Origin of the sequence: Chlamydophila parapsittaci (genome assembly GCF_006385615.1) — a bacterium.
Lineage (GTDB): Bacteria > Chlamydiota > Chlamydiia > Chlamydiales > Chlamydiaceae > Chlamydia > Chlamydia psittaci.
In genome coordinates this window covers 234700-252310 of record NZ_CP041038.1, presented here as the reverse complement: position 1 = coordinate 252310, position 17611 = coordinate 234700, and the positions used below count along the sequence as shown (strand labels likewise).

Sequence of the window (17611 nt, the reverse complement as noted above, 5' to 3'; positions counted from 1 at the left end):
TGGAGAAAAACAATAATGTTTGGAGAAGGTTCTCGAGACAATGTCTCTCTATCTAAAGAGGGGCTATTTGATAAATTAGAAATTGGAATTGCCTCAGATATTACTATTCGCGATAAGTGGTCTTGTGGGGAAATCAAGAAGCCTGAAACAATCAATTACCGTACGTTTAAACCTGAAAAAGGTGGACTATTTTGCGAAAAGATTTTTGGTCCCACAAAGGATTGGGAATGCTGTTGTGGTAAATACAAGAAGATTAAGCATAAAGGTATTGTTTGTGATCGCTGCGGAGTAGAGGTTACTCTTTCTAAGGTTCGTCGTGAACGTATGGCTCATATTGAGCTGGCTGTGCCTATCGTACATATATGGTTTTTTAAGACTACACCATCAAGAATAGGTAACGTCTTAGGAATGACCGCTTCTGATCTTGAAAGGATTATTTATTACGAAGAATATGTAGTTATCGATCCAGGTAAGACAGATTTAAATAAAAAGCAGCTTTTAAATGATGCTCAGTATCGAGAAGTCATCGAGAAGTGGGGAAAAGATTCTTTCGTAGCCAAAATGGGCGGAGAGGCTATCTATGATTTATTGAAATCAGAAGATCTTCAAAGTCTATTAAAAGAGCTTAAGGATCGTTTGCGAAAAACCAAATCTCAGCAAGCCAGAATGAAACTTGCTAAGCGATTAAAAATTATCGAAGGTTTTGTCTCTTCTTCGAATCACGCTGAGTGGATGGTTTTAAAAAGTGTTCCTGTCGTTCCACCCGATCTACGTCCTTTAGTTCCATTAGATGGTGGAAGGTTTGCAACTTCTGATTTAAATGATCTATACCGTCGTGTAATTAACCGAAATAATCGTTTAAAAGCTATTTTAAGGCTAAAAACTCCTGAAGTGATCGTACGTAATGAAAAACGTATGTTACAGGAAGCCGTGGATGCTCTATTTGATAACGGTCGTCATGGACACCCTGTCATGGGAGCGGGGAATCGTCCATTAAAATCCCTTTCTGAAATGCTAAAAGGGAAAAATGGACGCTTCCGACAAAATCTTTTAGGTAAGCGTGTTGATTATTCTGGACGTTCTGTCATTATCGTAGGTCCTGAATTGAAGTTTAATCAATGCGGTTTGCCTAAAGAAATGGCTCTTGAGTTGTTTGAACCATTCATTATTAAAAGATTAAAAGATCAGGGTAGTGTCTATACTATTCGTTCTGCTAAGAAAATGATTCAACGTGGAGCTCCGGAAGTTTGGGATGTTCTAGAAGAAATTATTAAAGGCCATCCAGTATTGCTTAACCGAGCCCCCACACTCCACCGTTTAGGGATACAGGCGTTTGAACCTGTATTAATCGAAGGTAAAGCGATTCGTGTGCATCCCCTAGTCTGCGCAGCATTTAACGCGGACTTCGATGGAGACCAAATGGCTGTTCACGTGCCGCTGTCTATAGAAGCACAATTAGAAGCCAAAGTTTTGATGATGGCTCCTGATAACATCTTCTTGCCGTCTTCTGGAAAGCCTGTCGCTACACCTTCTAAGGATATGACCTTAGGTATTTACTATCTGATGGCAGACCCGACATATTTCCCGGAAGAGCATGGAGGAAAAGTCAAAATCTTTAGAGATGTTACGGAAGTCTTGCGAGCATTGTATTCTGGCGGATTCCTAGATGAGCATACAAATGGTCGTCGCGATGAAACAGGCCGTGGTATTCATATTCACGAGAAAATTAAAGTACGCATCGATGGTCAGGTTATTGAAACTACTCCAGGAAGAGTTCTGTTTAATAGAATTGTTCCTAAAGAGTTAGGGTTCCAAAACTATAGCATGCCAAGTAAGCGTATCAGTGAATTGATTTTACAATGCTATAAAAAAGTAGGGCTTGAGGCTACTGTACGCTTCTTAGATGATCTTAAAGATTTAGGATTTATCCAAGCGACGAAAGCTGCGATCTCTATGGGATTGAAAGATGTAAAAATTCCTGAGATTAAAAGTGAAATTCTTAAAGAAGCTTATGACAAGGTTGCCATTGTTAAGAAACAATATGATGATGGTATTATCACCGATGGTGAACGTCATTCTAAAACTATTAGTATTTGGACAGAGGTTTCAGAACTCTTGTCAGACGCTCTTTATGTTGAAATTAGTAAGCAAACTAAAAGTAAACACAACCCTCTGTTCTTGATGATAGATTCAGGAGCTCGAGGTAATAAGTCTCAGTTGAAGCAGTTAGGAGCTCTACGAGGTTTAATGGCTAAGCCAAACGGTGCGATTATCGAATCTCCGATTACCTCGAACTTCCGCGAAGGATTAACCGTTCTTGAGTATTCCATTTCTTCTCACGGTGCTAGAAAAGGTTTAGCTGATACTGCATTGAAGACAGCTGACTCTGGATATTTAACTCGAAGACTTGTTGACGTAGCACAAGATGTCATCATTACGGAAAAAGATTGCGGAACATTGAATCATATCGAAATTACTGCAATTCGACAGGGTTCAGAAGAGCTTCTACCTTTAAAAGATCGTATTTATGGTCGTACGGTATCAGAAGATATCTATCAACCCGGTGATAAAAGTAAGCTTCTAGCTAAGAATGGAGATGTGATTACATCTGCTCAGGCTGAACTTATTGATGATGCTGGAATTGAAAGTATTAAAATCCGCTCTACACTTACTTGTGAAAGTCGTCGTGGTGTTTGTGCTAAGTGTTATGGGTTAAACCTTGCTAATGGTCGTCTGATTGGTTTAGGAGAAGCTGTGGGTATTATAGCTGCTCAATCCATTGGTGAACCTGGAACACAGCTAACGATGAGAACGTTCCACCTTGGAGGTATCGCAGCTACATCTTCAACTCCAGAAATTGTTACAGATTGTGACGGTATCCTAGTATACATGGATCTACGTGTGGTTGTGGGTCAAGATGGAAATCACTTAGTCTTGAATAAGAAAGGTGCTATCCATGTTGTCCGTGATGAAGGACGTAGTTTAGAAGAGTACAAGAAACTTCTAAGCACCAAGTCTATAGAAAGTTTAGAGACTTATCCGGTAGAACTCGGTGTTAAGATTTTAGTAGGTGATGGGGAGAAGGTAACTGCAGGCCAAAGAATTGCTGAGGTCGAATTACATAATATTCCAATTATCTGTGATAAGCCTGGTTTTGTAAAATACGAAGACTTAGTAGAGGGTATTTCTACAGAGAAAGTAGTTAATAAGAACACAGGTTTAGTCGAGCTTATTGTTAAACAGCATCGTGGAGAACTGCATCCTCAAATTGCTATTTATTCTGATCCCGGTTTGACGGAATTGGTTGGAACATACGCTATTCCTTCTGGAGCGATTGTTTCTGTCGAAGAAAATCAAAAAGTCGACCCTGGTATGTTATTAGCAAGATTACCTCGAGGGGCAATTAAGACTAAGGATATTACTGGAGGTCTACCTAGGGTTGCTGAATTAGTTGAAGCTCGTAAGCCTGAAGACGCTGCAGATATTGCAAAGATTGATGGTGTTGTAGACTTTAAAGGAATTCAGAAAAATAAACGTATTCTTGTTGTTCGTGACGAAATAACAGGAATGGAAGAAGAACATCTGATTCCTTTGACCAAGCACTTGATTGTTCAACGTGGAGATCATGTGATGAAGGGACAGCAGCTAACAGATGGTTTGGTTGTTCCACATGAAATCCTAGAAATTTGTGGCGTTCGCGAATTGCAAAAGTACTTAGTCAATGAGGTTCAAGAAGTTTATCGTTTACAGGGTGTAGACATCAATGATAAGCATGTAGAAATCATTGTTCGTCAAATGTTGCAGAAGGTTCGCATTACTGATCCAGGTGATACTACTTTACTCTTCGGAGAAGAAGTAAATAAAAAAGAATTCTACGAAGAGAATAAACGTACAGAAGAGGAAGGTGGAAAACCAGCACAAGCTGTTCCAGTATTATTGGGAATTACCAAAGCTTCGTTGGGTACAGAATCCTTTATTTCTGCCGCATCCTTCCAAGATACGACTCGGGTATTAACTGATGCTGCGTGTAGTAGTAAAACTGACTACCTGTTAGGATTCAAAGAGAATGTCATTATGGGGCATATGATTCCTGGAGGTACAGGGTTTGATACACACAAGCGTATTAAGCAGTACTTAGAAAAGGAACAAGAGGAACTTGTCTTTGACTTTGTAAGCGAATCTGAATGCGCTTGTTAGCTAGGCTTTAATGATCAAAAGAGGAGGTTAAGGTTAGACCTATAACCTCCTTGATAGTAATATTTTTTTTTGGTAGTCTCAGCAAAAGACGAATAGTGATAACAGGGTGTGTATGTCCAGTCAATTCGAGCAACTCAAACTCTTGAGCGTTCTTGTTTGCGACACTGGTGATCCAGAGTTAGTTAAGTCTTCAGAGTCTCAAGATGCAACGACGAATCCGTCTCTTATTCTCAAAGTTGCGCAAGAACCCAAGTATCAAGAATTGCTAACAGAAGCTATTGCTTGGGGAATTCGACAGAATGGTGATGACGTTCAAACCCTCACTTTTGTTTTAGACAAGATACAGGTAAATTTTGGTCTAGAAATTTTAAAATACATTCCGGGTAGAGTTTCTTTAGAAATAGATGCTCGTCTTTCGTTCAATACAGAAGCTATGGTACAACGAGCTATTTTCTTAAGCGAGTTGTTCGCAGCCTCTGGAGGAGATAAAAAGCGTCTTTTGGTTAAGATCCCAGGTACTTGCGAGGGTATACAAGCAGTAGAATTATTAGAGAAACAAGGTATTGCTTGTAATGTCACCCTTGTTTTTAACTTAATTCAAGCTATCGCTGCTGCAAAAGCAAAAGCCACTTTAATTTCGCCATTTGTTGGGCGTATTTATGATTGGTGGATAGCTGCTTACGGAGATGATGGGTACTCTATAGATGCGGATCCTGGTGTGGCTTCTGTATCGAATATCTATACATATTATAAGAAGTTTGATATCACTACACAAATTATGGCTGCTTCTTTCCGTTCTAAAGAGCAAGTATTAGCCTTGGCCGGATGTGATTTATTAACAGTTTCTCCTAAATTGTTAGACGAACTAAAGAAGGATCAGTCTCCGGTTGCAAGAAAGTTAGATCCAGCGGAAGCTAAGAAACTCGATGTTCAGCCTGTTGAATTAACAGAAAGCATATTCCGTTTCTTAATGAATGAAGATGCTATGGCTACTGAGAAACTCGCTGAGGGAATCCGTATATTCTCTGGTGATACCCAGATTCTTGAAGCCGCTGTTACAGAATTTATTAAGCAAATAGCCGCACAAGATGTGTAAGAAAAACTGCCTTAAAGTTTCAACAATACTGTAAGGCAAATTAAAGAAGATAAGATGAACCATAACTCGTTACTTGTTTTTTCCTGTCCCTGCTGTTGCGAAGGAGAAGTTTCTTTTTCGGTATTTAGCTTGGAGGAAGTCTTAGCCTGTAGTTGTTGTTCTTCTACATATACTTTCGACCCAGCAATGCGTAACTCTATTCGTCAATTTGCTGCGTTATGTCTAAGGATTTACGAGGCCTCTCCTATACTAGGAAATGCTGCGGTTTCTGTATCCGTCAAAGATCATGCTGTGGAAATACCCTTCCAGCTACTCTTTTCTAGATTCCCCGTGGTGTTTAATTTAACTCTTGAAGGGAAACAGATCGCTATTCGTTTTATTTTTGATGCTCTTAAAAGGGAAGTTTTACATAAAGAAAAAGCATCTTTAGTCTAAGTAGTTTTGGAACTTTATTCTATTTCTTCTTGTAAGGCTTTAAGAGCCTCTCTAAGGATAGTATCCCCAGAAGTAGCTTCTTTTTCTGAAAGCTTAAAGGAAGACACCGTCTTTAAGAAAATCAAAGATACATTAGGATAGTCATCTAAGGTAGCGGTGCTTGTAAAAATATAGGCCTTGTGGTTGATGACAGCAACGCCTTGAAGGCAGAAAACCCTGCCCCACGAAGAATTCTTTTCTGTTTTGATAATTGTGAATTCTCCATGAAGAGATTGAATATGAGTGAATACAGAAGATTCTAGTGTCATGTCATTGGCTTTGTGATAAGCAAGTATCTCTTCAATGTATTCAGGTTGATTCTTAGATATAATTTCTTGAGAAATGTTGATCGTGGGTGTTAACGAACCTGTCCCTTGGCCAATAAATACGACATCAAGTTTTTCAGGCAGTTGTGTTTTATCATTTATGCACTGCCAGTTATTCGGGATGCGAATAGTATACTCATCTGTAGAGTAGGTAACCCAAGAAATTGATGATTTTTCTTTCGTTTGTTGTGTTGTTCTTCGACTTTTATGCGCTCTTTTTGCAACGTAGTGAGAAGCTGTTGCATTAGAAATACTAGATTGTGATTTTTTCAACGCTCTTCGTTGAGAAACGCTCGAGGGACGTCTCTGGGCAGGTTTTGCTGTACTTTGTGTTTGAGGATTTGCGCTTATTGTAAGAGACAAACTAGTAAACAGAAAAGAAACAAGAGCGTGAAGTTTCATGGAAATCTTTTATTTAATTTTATTTAAATGATCAAATGCTATAATCTGTTGGGTTAGTTGGATTATAATTGAATTTTTTTTTAAGATAAACTCTGTTTTCTTAACGGTAGCAATGATATGGCAGATCTCGGTGCAGAAGATAAGTTAAAGCAAATCTGCGATGCTCTACGAATAGAAACTTTAAAGCCTGCGGAAGATGAAGCAGACGCTATTGTGCGTAATGCAAAGGAACAGGCAAAAAGGATAATAGACGAGGCTCAAGAAGAAGCCAGTCGCATTATTGCTTCGGCTAAAGAAGAAGCCGATCACAAACTAAAACAAGGAGAATCTGCTTTAGCACAAGCAGGTAAGCGTTCCTTAGAAAGTTTAAAACAAGCTGTAGAAAATAAAGTTTTTAAAGAGTCCTTAGCGGAGTGGCTAGACAATACTTTAGCTGATCCCGAGGTTTCCGCTAAACTTGTTGCAGCGTTGATACAGGCGATAGAAGACAAAGGCATTTCCGGGGATCTTACAGCCTATATCGGTAAACACGTGGCAACAAGATCCGTTAATGAATTCCTAGGGAAAACCGTTCTGGCGAAACTTAAAGGTAAAGGAGTAGCAATCGGGAAGTTTGTCGGTGGTGTTCAATTAAGAGTGGAAGATAAGAACTGGGTTTTAGATCTTAGTTCAGATACCTTACTTGATCTTTTGATGCGTTATTTGCAAAAAGATTTTCGTGAAATGATATTTCAGGGTTCCTAGTTTTTTCTCATAAATAGGATCCTAACCAATTTTAGAGTTATTGCCATGACTCAATATTATTTTTTATCATCGTTTTTTCTTCCTCAGCTTCCTGAGTCTCACCCTGTTTATTCTTTTGATGATCTTGATGCTCTTCTACATTTAAACTTGTCTGAAGAAGATCTAGGGTATTATGTTATCTTAAAACGTTTCTTCGATTTTGAAAATTTTGCATTTTTCTGGTCAGGGAAGCCATTGCCTCATTCTTATGGTGTAGTAACACAAGAGAATGTTGAAAGTATGGTCAATCTCCAACAATGGTCTGATGATTGTGAATTTGAGGATTTTTTCAAGGATTTCTTGTTGCAATATAAGACTTCTCAAGAACGTGTGGAGAACTTTTCCTCGTTAGTTAGGGAATTTCTATCTTTTTATCAACAAAGCTCTTCTGAGTTTCTTCGTACGTATTTTACTTTTAAGCAAAACTTACGTGTGATTTTAGCAGGCTTTCGTTCTCGGGTTATGAAGCTTGATGTTTCTTATGTATTAAGAGATGAAGATAGTTCTAATCCTGTCGTGCTTCAAGTGTTGATGCAAAAAGATGCACCTAATTATGAATTACCCGAAGAATTCTCAGATTTGAGTGATGTGCTACAAGACTATGGACGTTTACCTCATACATTGAATCGTACATTATCTTTGTACGAATTTCATAAGATTGAAGAGATGTACCGAGACAAATATTTTGATGCAAATGCAGTTTTGGCAAGGGTTACTGCGTATTTATTTGCTATTCGCAATAGCATGGTAGATTTAGAGAAAGGCAAAAACATTATTAATTCTATGGAAAAGGCAATCACATGGTAACAACTTCGGGACAAACGACTCAGGGATATGTTATAGAGGCCTATGGCAATTTATTGCGTGTACGTTTTGATGGGCACGTACGCCAAGGTGAAGTTGCTTACGTTAATGTTAATGATGCGTGGCTAAAAGCTGAAGTTATTGAGGTTGTCGGTCAAGAGGTTAAGATCCAAGTCTTTGAAGACACGCAAGATGTTTGTCGAGGAGCTTTGGTCACTTTCTCTGGACACTTACTAGAAGCAGAATTAGGGCCAGGATTATTACAAGGGATTTTTGACGGATTGCAAAATCGTCTGCAGGTGTTGGCAGAGAGTAGCTTTTTCTTAAAAAGAGGAGAATATGTCAATGCTCTTTGTAAGAACACATTGTGGGCATACACTCCCAAAGCTGTTGTTGGAGATGTTCTTGTTCGTGGAGATGCTCTAGGGTTTGTTAAAGAAGGGTACTTTGATCATAAAATTATGGTACCGTTTTCTTGTTTCAAAGAGGTAACGATTACCTGGGTAATCTCAGAAGGTGAATATAGTGTTGACACCGTAGTTGCTAAAGCTCGAGATGCTGATGGCCAAGAATATAGTTTTACTATGGTTCAGAAATGGCCGATTAAGCAAGCCTTTATTCAAGGAGATAAAGTTCCTTGCCATGAAATTATGGACGTGGGTGTTAGGATTTTAGATACCCAAATTCCTGTATTGAAAGGGGGAACATTCTGTACTCCTGGTCCTTTCGGGGCAGGGAAAACTGTTCTGCAGCACCATTTATCTAAATATGCTGCTGTGGATATTGTTATTCTCTGTGCTTGTGGAGAGCGTGCTGGTGAGGTAGTCGAGGTATTACAAGAGTTTCCTCATCTTACAGATCCACATACTGGAAAATCTTTAATGCATAGGACATGCATTATTTGTAATACATCCTCAATGCCTGTGGCTGCTAGGGAATCCTCTATCTATTTAGGTATTACTATAGCTGAATATTATAGGCAAATGGGTCTGCACGTACTTCTACTAGCAGATTCAACATCACGATGGGCTCAAGCTTTAAGAGAAATTTCCGGAAGATTAGAAGAAATTCCTGGGGAAGAGGCTTTCCCAGCTTACCTGGCATCGAGAATAGCCGCGTTTTACGAACGCGGTGGTGCTGTACGTATGAAAGATGGTTCCGAAGGTTCTCTAACGATATGTGGAGCTGTATCTCCTGCGGGAGGAAATTTTGAAGAACCTGTAACTCAGGCTACTTTATCAGTAGTGGGTGCCTTTTGTGGTCTTTCTAAGGCTCGTGCTGATGCGAGACGTTATCCTTCAATTGACCCTATGATCTCATGGTCAAAATACTTAGATCAAGTTGGAGAGATACTAGAAGATAAGGTCCAAGGGTGGGGAGAAGCAGTAAAAAAAGCTAATTACTTCCTTCGTGAAGGATCCGAAATTGGCAAACGCATGGAAGTGGTTGGGGAAGAAGGAATCCCCATGGAAGATATGGAAATTTACTTAAAATCTGAGTTATATGATTTCTGCTATCTTCAACAAAATGCTTTTGATCCCGTGGATTGTTATTGTCCTTTTGATCGGCAAATTGAGTTATTTTCATTAATGAGTCGTATTTTTGATGCGAGATTTAATTTCGATAGCCCCGACAATGCGAGAAGTTTTTTCCTTGAATTGCAAAGTAAAATCAAAACCTTAAATGGACAGAAGTTTCTTTCTGATGAGTATAAGGAAGGGATGGAAGTCATTCTTAGGTTGTTAGAGACGAAGATGGTACAAACAGCGTAAGAGGTTATGCAGACAATATATACAAAAATTACCGATATCAAAGGAAACTTGATAACCGTAGAAGCTGAGGGAGCACGTTTAGGCGAATTAGCAGAAATAGAGAGAGTAGATGGAAGGTCTTCGTATGCCTCGGTTTTGCGTTTCGATGCTAAGAAAGTGACTCTACAAGTCTTTGGAGGGACTTCTGGGCTGTCAACAGGAGACCGAGTGGTGTTTTTAGGACGCTCTATGGAGGTGACTTACGGAGACTCTTTAATAGGTAGGCGTTTGAACGGGGTAGGTAAACCTATTGACGGTGAGGGAGAATGTTTTGGTGATCCGATTGAAATATCAACGCCTACATTCAATCCTGTTTGCCGTGTTGTTCCTAGGGATATGGTGCGCACCAATATTCCTATGATTGATGTATTCAATTGCTTAGTGAAATCACAAAAAATTCCTATTTTCTCGTCTTCAGGTGAGAATCACAACGCCTTATTGATGCGTATAGCAGCACAAACAGATGCGGATATCGTAATTATTGGAGGCATGGGATTAACCTTTGTTGATTATAGCTTTTTTGTTGAGGAGTCTAAAAGGTTAGGTTTTGCTGATAAAAGTGTAATGTTTATTCATAAGGCTGTAGATGCTCCTGTAGAGTGTGTATTGATTCCTGATATGGCCTTAGCATGTGCTGAAAAATTTGCCGTAGATCAAAATAAAAATGTTTTAGTCTTACTTACAGATATGACGGCATTTGCAGATGCTTTAAAAGAAATTGCTATTACCATGGACCAAATTCCTGCAAACCGCGGGTATCCTGGATCTTTGTATTCTGATCTTGCTTTACGCTATGAAAAGGCTGTGGACATAGCCCAGGGTGGATCGATTACCTTAATTAGTGTAACTACGATGCCCGGTGATGATATTACGCATCCTGTTCCTGATAATACAGGATTCATTACGGAAGGGCAATTTTACCTGAAAAATAATCGTATTGATCCTTTCGGTTCCTTATCTCGTTTGAAACAATTGGTTATTGGTAAGGTGACCAGAGAAGATCACGGAGATCTAGCAAATTCATTAATACGGCTTTATGCTGATTCTAGAAAAGCTAATGAAAGAATGTCCATGGGCTTTAAGTTATCCAATTGGGATAAAAAGTTATTGGCATTTGCGGAGCTTTTTGAAACACGATTGATGAGTTTAGAAGTAAATATTCCTTTAGAAGAAGCTTTGGATATTGGGTGGAAAATTCTTGCTCAAAGTTTCCATTCCGAAGAAGTAGGAATAAAGGAACAGTTGATCAATAAGTATTGGCCCAAGTCATGTCTTCACAGGTAAAGTTAACAAAGAACGCCTATCGTTTAGAAAAGGTAAAACTTTCTCGTCTGGAAACATATTTACCAACGTTAAAATTAAAGAAAGCCTTGTTACAAGTAGAAGTAACCAATGCTATTCGAGAGGCCAGTGAAAGTATACGCGCATATGAAGAATCTAGAGAAAGCATATACGCCTTTGCTGAGCTCTATAGTGTTCCTCTCTATGTTGACGCTATAGTAAATAGCTTTAAGATCGAAAAAGTAGCAAAAGAATATGAAAACATCGCAGGCGTCGAAGTTCCTGTAATAAAGAATATCGTTCTAACGGAATCTTCTTATTCTGTTTTAGATACCCCGATCTGGGTAGACACTCTTGTCGCTTACACCAGAGAGTTTGTAGTTAATAAAGTACGCTCTGAAGTGGCTGTAGAAAAGCAAAGAATTTTAGAAGACGAGTTAAGAAATGTCTCTATTCGTGTAAATCTTTTTGAGAAAAAGCTGATTCCAGAGACAACACGTATGATTAAGAAAATAGCAATTTTCTTGAGTGATCGTAGTATTACAGATGTTGGCCAAGTAAAGATGGCTAAGAAAAAGATACAGCAGCGTAAGGAGGAATCCGAATGCGCGTAAATGTAGATAAGTATCTTTTTATTGGAAGAAATAGCTCAGAATTTCTTACTGCTTGCAGGGAACTCGGAGTTGTCGAGTTTATTTCCGATAAGAGATTCGTTACTTCAGAAAAAATGCGGCGTTTTTCTGAGTGTCTGAAAATTCTAAATAGTTTGAAAAGAGAATATCCTACATCAGATTTGTCGTTGTCAAAATCTGAAGACTTAACCGTTGAACAGATATTAGATGAGGTATTTTCTCTACACCAAGAAATCCTTACTTTCACGGAAAATACAAAAGCTTTAAGGAAAGAGATTCTTAGAGTGAAACCTCTAGGCGTATTTTCTTCTAGTGATATTGCTGAATTCACAAGGAAAACAGGATTAACCATAAGGTTTTTCTATCGCAAACATGTTGAAGGGCAAGAGCTAGAAGTTGATCAAGCGAATGTTTTCTACTTATCTACGGCGTATAATTTCGATTATTATGCTGTAATTGGTGTAGTCGGCTTATCAAAAGACCAATTTACAGAGATTGATGCTCCACACTCTGTTAATGAGTTGCAATCGCAAGAAGCTGTCCTTTTAAGGACTATTCATCATAAAAAATCAAGAATATGTGAGCTTTATGCTTATCGTCAGGATATTCTTGAAGGACTTTGCAATTATACCAATGATCAGCAACTCAAACATGCCGAAGATAGTGTTGAAGAGCTTTTCGATGGTAGGATGTTCGCTATTTCGGGGTGGGTAATCTCTGATCGTCTGACAGAATTAGAGAAACTCTGCGAAGAATTTGATGTCTGTCTATACAAGGTAGCCCCAAATCCAGATGAGATTGTTCCTACCTATTTAGAAAATCATGGTTTGGGACGCATTGGGGAAGATCTGGTGAATATTTATGATACACCAGCATCTTCGGATAAAGACCCTTCGTTATGGGTATTTGTCTCCTTCTTTTTCTTCTTCTCTATGATTGTCAATGATGGTGGTTACGGACTTGTTTTTCTAGCAACCTCGTTGTTCATAACATTTAAGGCACGTCGTGCGCTTAAAGGTTCCAAGTCATTAGCGCGTTTCCTGAAGATGTTTTCTATTTTAGGATTAGGATGTATTTGTTGGGGATTTGCTACCACTTCCTTTTTTGGCATTTCTATCAGTCCTTCAAATCCTTTGCGAGAGTACTCGCTTACGCATGTATTAGCATTGAAAAAGGCAGAATATTATTTAGAGAAGCATCCTAAGGGATATAAAGAGTTAGTTAATGAACATCCTTTATTGAAAGATAAGCAGACCCCAAAAGAGTTTCTCCTTGCTACTGAAACCGTTAATGGCGACGTAGGTAAACGTGCTGTTGTCTATGATAAGTTTACAGACAATATTCTCATGGAATTAGCTTTATTTGTCGGATTGATTCATATGGCTCTGGGCATGTTGCGTTATATACGTCAGCGCTATTCAGGGCTTGGATGGATCATTTTTATGTGCGGTGCCTATCTTTATCTTCCTTTATATTTACAGTCTGTATCTTTAATTCATTACCTATTCCATGTCCCTTATGATTTTGGAGGGGTTCTAGGTTATTACGGCATATTTGTAGGTATAGGTCTTGCAGTCTCCGGAGCAGTGTTGCAACGTGGTATTGGTGGTATAGATGAGATTACAGCGATTATTCAGGTATTCTCAGATGTTTTATCTTATTTGCGTATATACGCATTAGGCTTGGCAGGTGCCATGGTAGGAACCACAATAGTACAGATTAGCAATCGGTTTTCGCCTGCTATAGCTTTCATTATTATTTTGTTTGGTCATTCAGTGAACATATTACTTTCTATTATGGGGGGAGTGATTCACGGTCTAAGATTAAACTTTATTGAGTGGTATCACTATAGTTTTGATGGGGGAGGCAAGCTCCTACATCCCTTAAAGAAAGTAGTATGTCATAAGGTTGTGGATTCCTAGGGATAGGTTTAGGTAATAATTCTATGGTTTGGTAGAATTCGGGACCTTTGGAAAAATGAAGTTATAAGCAAGACAATTAAAGAATTCATTCTCGGGTTTTCTTGTAGTATTATTATGAGGTATAGAGGTACATAATGATTGATTTATCGGTTGTTGGTCCTGTTTTTGCCATGGGCTTAGCAATGATAGGCAGTGCCATTGGTTGTGGTATGGCAGGGGTGGCTTCGCATGCTGTGATGTCTCGAATTGACGAGGGACATGGAAAGATTATAGGCTTGTCTGCAATGCCTTCTTCGCAATCTATCTATGGATTGATTTTTATGCTTTTGCTTAGAGATGGTATAAAAGATGGCAAAGTTGGTGCTATAGCAGGGATTGCTGTAGGGCTTTCTGTAGGGATCGCACTATTAATATCGGCTGTAATGCAGGGGAAATGTTGTGTAAGTGCTATCCAAGCTTATGCACGCTCTTCAGCTATTTATGGTAAATCTTTTGCATCTATTGGGATAGTTGAATCGTTTGCACTCTTTGCTTTTGTTTTTGCGTTACTATTGTTCTAGAAGCTTATGGGTTCTTCTATTCCCTCTGGGATCTATACTGTGTTTGTCCGGATGTTCGCAGCCGTGCCTGTCCTCGTTCACGGAATTTATAGATAATGATTACACAGCTGCAGCACATCTGGGTATAGAACAAACCTGTCTGCGTGAAACATTGGGCCAGCAGATTGTTGTTACCTGGAGTTTACCTTATCGGATGCAGTATATCCTTCCAGCGACTTTGCATCTTTGGGTTTACTATGGTGATGGGAAAATAGAAAAATTGACGTATGAAGTACGTCAGCTTTCTGGTTACCGTATTTACTGTCTAAAGGGTGAAGATTTCAAAGAGCGCCAGGGAATTGTTTCTTACAAGGTTTCTTTATCTAGTAGGGATAAGGAAATTGTCAGTAGGCGACATCATCTTTGGATGGAAGTGATTTCTATGGATGCTTCTTAGGCCGACAAATTTTAACATGACATCTAAAATATTATAATGATTTGGATAGAGAATTATGGAAGAGGATGCATTTCCTAAAGCTTATGATCCTAAAGGATTAGAAGAGAAATTATATGCTTTTTGGGAAGAGTCTAACATGTTTGTGGCACAAGCGGCGAGTGACAAGCCTCCCTATGCTATTATTATGCCGCCACCGAATGTTACCGGCATTTTGCATATGGGGCATGCCCTTGTAAATACTCTTCAAGATGTTCTTATTCGTTATAAGCGTATGTCAGGGTTTGAGGTATGTTGGGTTCCAGGTACCGATCATGCCGGTATCGCTACTCAGACAGTCGTGGAAAGGCACTTATATTCCTCCTTAGGGAAGCGTCGTGTGGATTTCTCTAGAGAAGAATTTCTCGAACATGTGTGGCAGTGGAAAGAAAAAAGTGAAGGCGTCATTCTTTCTCAATTACGTCAGTTAGGATGTTCTTGCGATTGGTCGCGCTTGCGTTTTACCATGGAACCTCTAGCCAATCGTGCTGTGAAAAAAGCATTTAAAATCCTTTTTGATAAAGGACATATTTATAGGGGGAATTATCTTGTTAACTGGGACCCTGTTTTACAGACAGCACTTGCTGATGATGAAGTAGAGTATGAGGAAAAAGACGGTTGGCTTTACTACATTCGTTATCGCGTAGTGGATAGTTCTGAAGACATTGTCGTAGCAACAACACGTCCTGAAACATTGTTAGGCGATACAGCGATTGCTATTTCTCCTGATGATGAGCGTTACAGCCATCTATTAGGAGCTAAGGTGCATTTACCTTTTGTGGATCGCGAGATTCCTATTATTGCAGATATGTCTGTAGATCCCTCATTCGGTACTGGAGCTGTCAAGATTACACCTGCTCATGATAAAGATGATTATCGCACCGGAATTAATCATAACCTCCCTATGGTAAATATTCTTACTCCTACCGGAGAAATTAACGAGAATGGAGGGATATTTGCAGGCTTAAGTAAAGAAAAAGCTCGAGAAAGTATCATTACTGCTTTAGAGACTATGGGGTTATTTGTTAAGAAAGAACCCTATAAGCTTAGAGTGGGTGTCTCGTATCGTTCAGGTGCCGTTATCGAGCCATATTTATCAAAACAATGGTTTGTTTCTGTAGATAGCTTCCGCGACTCATTGCGAGAGTTTATATCTAGTGATGCAATAAAGATTTTCCCCCCAGAATTTACAAAAAACTATCTCTCTTGGGTGAATAACCTCCGAGATTGGTGCATTAGCCGGCAATTGTGGTGGGGACACCGTATCCCTGTATGGTATCATAAAAGCGATGCGAATCGTATGTTATGCTACGACGGTGAAGGCATTCCTGAAGAGGTAGCTAAAGATCCTGAATCTTGGGATCAAGATCCTGATGTATTAGATACTTGGTTTTCTTCTGGATTGTGGCCATTAACCTGTTTAGGTTGGCCCGATAACGAATCCGGGGATTTAGAAAAGTTTTACCCCACAGCAGTTCTTATTACCGGGCATGATATCCTATTTTTCTGGGTGACGCGCATGGTATTGCTTTGCAGCGCTATGGTTGGAGAAAAGCCTTTTAGCGATGTTTTTTTACATGGATTGATTTTTGGGAAATCGTACAAGCGTTATAACGATCTCGGAGAATGGACATACATTACCGGAGAAGAAAAATATGCTTATGACATGGGGAAAGCCCTTCCTAAAGATGTTATAGCAAAATGGGAAAAGCTTTCTAAGTCTAAAGGTAATGTTATTGATCCTTTGGAGATGATAGCTAAGTACGGTGCTGATGCCGTTCGTATGGCGTTGTGTTCATGCGCGAATCGTGGTGAGCAAATCGATCTTGACTATCGTTTATTTGAGGAATACAAGAACTTCGCGAATAAAATATGGAATGGCGCAAGATTTATCTTTGGTCATATTTCTAATTTGACAAGTGAGGATCTTGCTCGTGGTATAGATACAACTCTTTTAGGATTAGAAGATTATTATATTCTTGATGGGTTCAATCGTTTGTTAAAAGAGTTACATTCTGCGTATCAAAATTACGCATTCGATAAGATGACCACGATGGCATATGAATTCTTCAGGAATAATTTTTGTTCCACATATATAGAGATTATCAAGCCAACTTTATACGGTAAGCAGGGAAGCAAGGAAGATCGACTAACAAAACAGAAATTGTTAGCTGTTTTACTAGTCAATATTTTAGGTGTTTTACATCCTATAGCACCTTTTGTTACTGAAACACTCTTTCTAAAGTTAAAAGAAGTTATAGGAGAAGTTAAGGACGAATGTTCTGATGCTATTACAGCACATGCTTTAGCTATGTTGCGCGCAGATTCTTATGTAGTCGCTCCTTATCCTCAACCCATAAATATCGTTATTCCTGAGCATCTTCATGAATCTTTTGCTCTTGCAGAAAGGCTCGTGTACACAGTTAGGAATATTCGTGGAGAGATGCAATTAGATTCTAGGGCTTCTTTAGAAGCGTTTGTTATTTGCCCTGAAGGAACATCTATAGAGACTTATGTGCCTATGGTGTGCGCTCTTGGTGGTATATCTTCTATAGAAAATCTTACAGAAGAACCTAAAGATCGTGTATATAGCTTAGGGGTAGTTGAGGGTATTCGTCTTGGGGTATTTGTTCCCGTAGAACATATTGCTAAAGAAAAAACACGCCTAGAAAAAGAGAAAACACGTTTGGAGAATGCTATCGAAAGTGCCTCACGTTTATTGAGTAGTGAGAGTTTCCGTACGAAAGCTAATCCAGATCTTGTATGTGCTAAGGAAGAAGCTTTAAAAAATAATCGTATCGAATTACAAAGTATTCTTGATAAGCTAGCATCGTTTTCTTAGAACTAAAGG

General features: G+C 39.0%; 13 protein-coding genes. 12 read left to right on the top strand and 1 reads right to left on the bottom strand.

The annotated features are described in order from the left end of the window. Positions 1-15 precede the first annotated feature (15 nt). The 3 genes from rpoC to FI836_RS01010 all read left to right on the top strand — a co-directional run bounded on the left by rpoC (position 16) and on the right by FI836_RS01010 (position 5728). On the top strand, positions 16-4197 hold the full coding sequence (rpoC, locus tag FI836_RS01020; RefSeq protein WP_014944566.1) for a DNA-directed RNA polymerase subunit beta': 4182 nt from the start codon (positions 16-18) through the stop codon (positions 4195-4197). A gap of 112 nt (positions 4198-4309) precedes the next feature. Further along, positions 4310-5293 carry a transaldolase gene (tal, locus tag FI836_RS01015; protein WP_139934557.1) on the top strand — a complete coding sequence of 328 codons (984 nt, stop codon included), beginning with the start codon at positions 4310-4312 and terminating at the stop codon, positions 5291-5293. A 54-nt stretch (positions 5294-5347) separates the two neighbouring features. Then, positions 5348-5728 carry a hypothetical protein gene (locus tag FI836_RS01010; protein ID WP_006343354.1) on the top strand — a complete coding sequence of 127 codons (381 nt, stop codon included), beginning with the start codon at positions 5348-5350 and terminating at the stop codon, positions 5726-5728. Positions 5729-5742: 14 nt separating this feature from the next. Here the strand turns inward: FI836_RS01010 and FI836_RS01005 are convergent, their stop codons facing one another. Beyond that, on the bottom strand, positions 5743-6495 hold the full coding sequence (locus FI836_RS01005) for a hypothetical protein (RefSeq protein ID WP_006343353.1): 753 nt from the start codon (positions 6493-6495) through the stop codon (positions 5743-5745). Positions 6496-6612: 117 nt separating this feature from the next. On the opposite strand from FI836_RS01005, the gene FI836_RS01000 reads away from it, so the two are divergent. The 9 genes from FI836_RS01000 to FI836_RS00960 all read left to right on the top strand — a co-directional run bounded on the left by FI836_RS01000 (position 6613) and on the right by FI836_RS00960 (position 17602). Then, entirely contained in the window at positions 6613-7239 is a 627-nt protein-coding gene (locus tag FI836_RS01000) for a V-type ATP synthase subunit E (RefSeq protein WP_006343352.1), read from the top strand. A gap of 45 nt (positions 7240-7284) precedes the next feature. After that, positions 7285-8085, top strand: coding sequence for a DUF2764 family protein (locus FI836_RS00995; protein WP_006343351.1), 801 nt, complete (start codon positions 7285-7287; stop codon positions 8083-8085). Then, on the top strand, positions 8079-9854 hold the full coding sequence (locus FI836_RS00990; protein WP_006343350.1) for a V-type ATP synthase subunit A: 1776 nt from the start codon (positions 8079-8081) through the stop codon (positions 9852-9854). Before FI836_RS00995 ends, FI836_RS00990 begins: the two co-directional genes overlap by 7 nt. 6 nt (positions 9855-9860) lie before the next feature. Then, positions 9861-11177: a V-type ATP synthase subunit B gene (locus tag FI836_RS00985; protein ID WP_006343349.1), complete on the top strand. Its 1317-nt coding sequence runs from the start codon at positions 9861-9863 to the stop codon at positions 11175-11177. After that, complete coding sequence (locus FI836_RS00980; protein ID WP_006343348.1) at positions 11162-11788, top strand: V-type ATP synthase subunit D; 627 nt, start codon at positions 11162-11164, stop codon at positions 11786-11788. Before FI836_RS00985 ends, FI836_RS00980 begins: the two co-directional genes overlap by 16 nt. After that, positions 11779-13728, top strand: coding sequence for a V-type ATP synthase subunit I (locus FI836_RS00975; protein WP_014943918.1), 1950 nt, complete (start codon positions 11779-11781; stop codon positions 13726-13728). The genes FI836_RS00980 and FI836_RS00975 overlap by 10 nt, the downstream gene beginning before the upstream one ends. A 134-nt stretch (positions 13729-13862) precedes the next feature. Further along, complete coding sequence (locus FI836_RS00970; RefSeq protein ID WP_006343346.1) at positions 13863-14288, top strand: ATP synthase subunit C; 426 nt, start codon at positions 13863-13865, stop codon at positions 14286-14288. Beyond that, positions 14248-14724: a hypothetical protein gene (locus FI836_RS00965; RefSeq protein ID WP_013462702.1), complete on the top strand. Its 477-nt coding sequence runs from the start codon at positions 14248-14250 to the stop codon at positions 14722-14724. Before FI836_RS00970 ends, FI836_RS00965 begins: the two co-directional genes overlap by 41 nt. Before the next feature lie 55 nt (positions 14725-14779). Then, positions 14780-17602, top strand: a complete 2823-nt coding sequence (locus tag FI836_RS00960; RefSeq protein ID WP_014943917.1) for a valine--tRNA ligase — start codon at positions 14780-14782, stop codon at positions 17600-17602. Positions 17603-17611: the final 9 nt, after the last annotated feature.

Coding starts and splice junctions, on each gene's coding strand:
- rpoC (WP_014944566.1), top strand. CDS start 16: ATGTTTGGAGAAGGTTCTCGAGACAATGTCTCTCTATCTAAAGAGGGG.
- tal (WP_139934557.1), top strand. CDS start 4,310: ATGTCCAGTCAATTCGAGCAACTCAAACTCTTGAGCGTTCTTGTTTGC.
- FI836_RS01010 (WP_006343354.1), top strand. CDS start 5,348: ATGAACCATAACTCGTTACTTGTTTTTTCCTGTCCCTGCTGTTGCGAA.
- FI836_RS01005 (WP_006343353.1), bottom strand. CDS start 6,495: ATGAAACTTCACGCTCTTGTTTCTTTTCTGTTTACTAGTTTGTCTCTT.
- FI836_RS01000 (WP_006343352.1), top strand. CDS start 6,613: ATGGCAGATCTCGGTGCAGAAGATAAGTTAAAGCAAATCTGCGATGCT.
- FI836_RS00995 (WP_006343351.1), top strand. CDS start 7,285: ATGACTCAATATTATTTTTTATCATCGTTTTTTCTTCCTCAGCTTCCT.
- FI836_RS00990 (WP_006343350.1), top strand. CDS start 8,079: ATGGTAACAACTTCGGGACAAACGACTCAGGGATATGTTATAGAGGCC.
- FI836_RS00985 (WP_006343349.1), top strand. CDS start 9,861: ATGCAGACAATATATACAAAAATTACCGATATCAAAGGAAACTTGATA.
- FI836_RS00980 (WP_006343348.1), top strand. CDS start 11,162: ATGTCTTCACAGGTAAAGTTAACAAAGAACGCCTATCGTTTAGAAAAG.
- FI836_RS00975 (WP_014943918.1), top strand. CDS start 11,779: ATGCGCGTAAATGTAGATAAGTATCTTTTTATTGGAAGAAATAGCTCA.
- FI836_RS00970 (WP_006343346.1), top strand. CDS start 13,863: ATGATTGATTTATCGGTTGTTGGTCCTGTTTTTGCCATGGGCTTAGCA.
- FI836_RS00960 (WP_014943917.1), top strand. CDS start 14,780: ATGGAAGAGGATGCATTTCCTAAAGCTTATGATCCTAAAGGATTAGAA.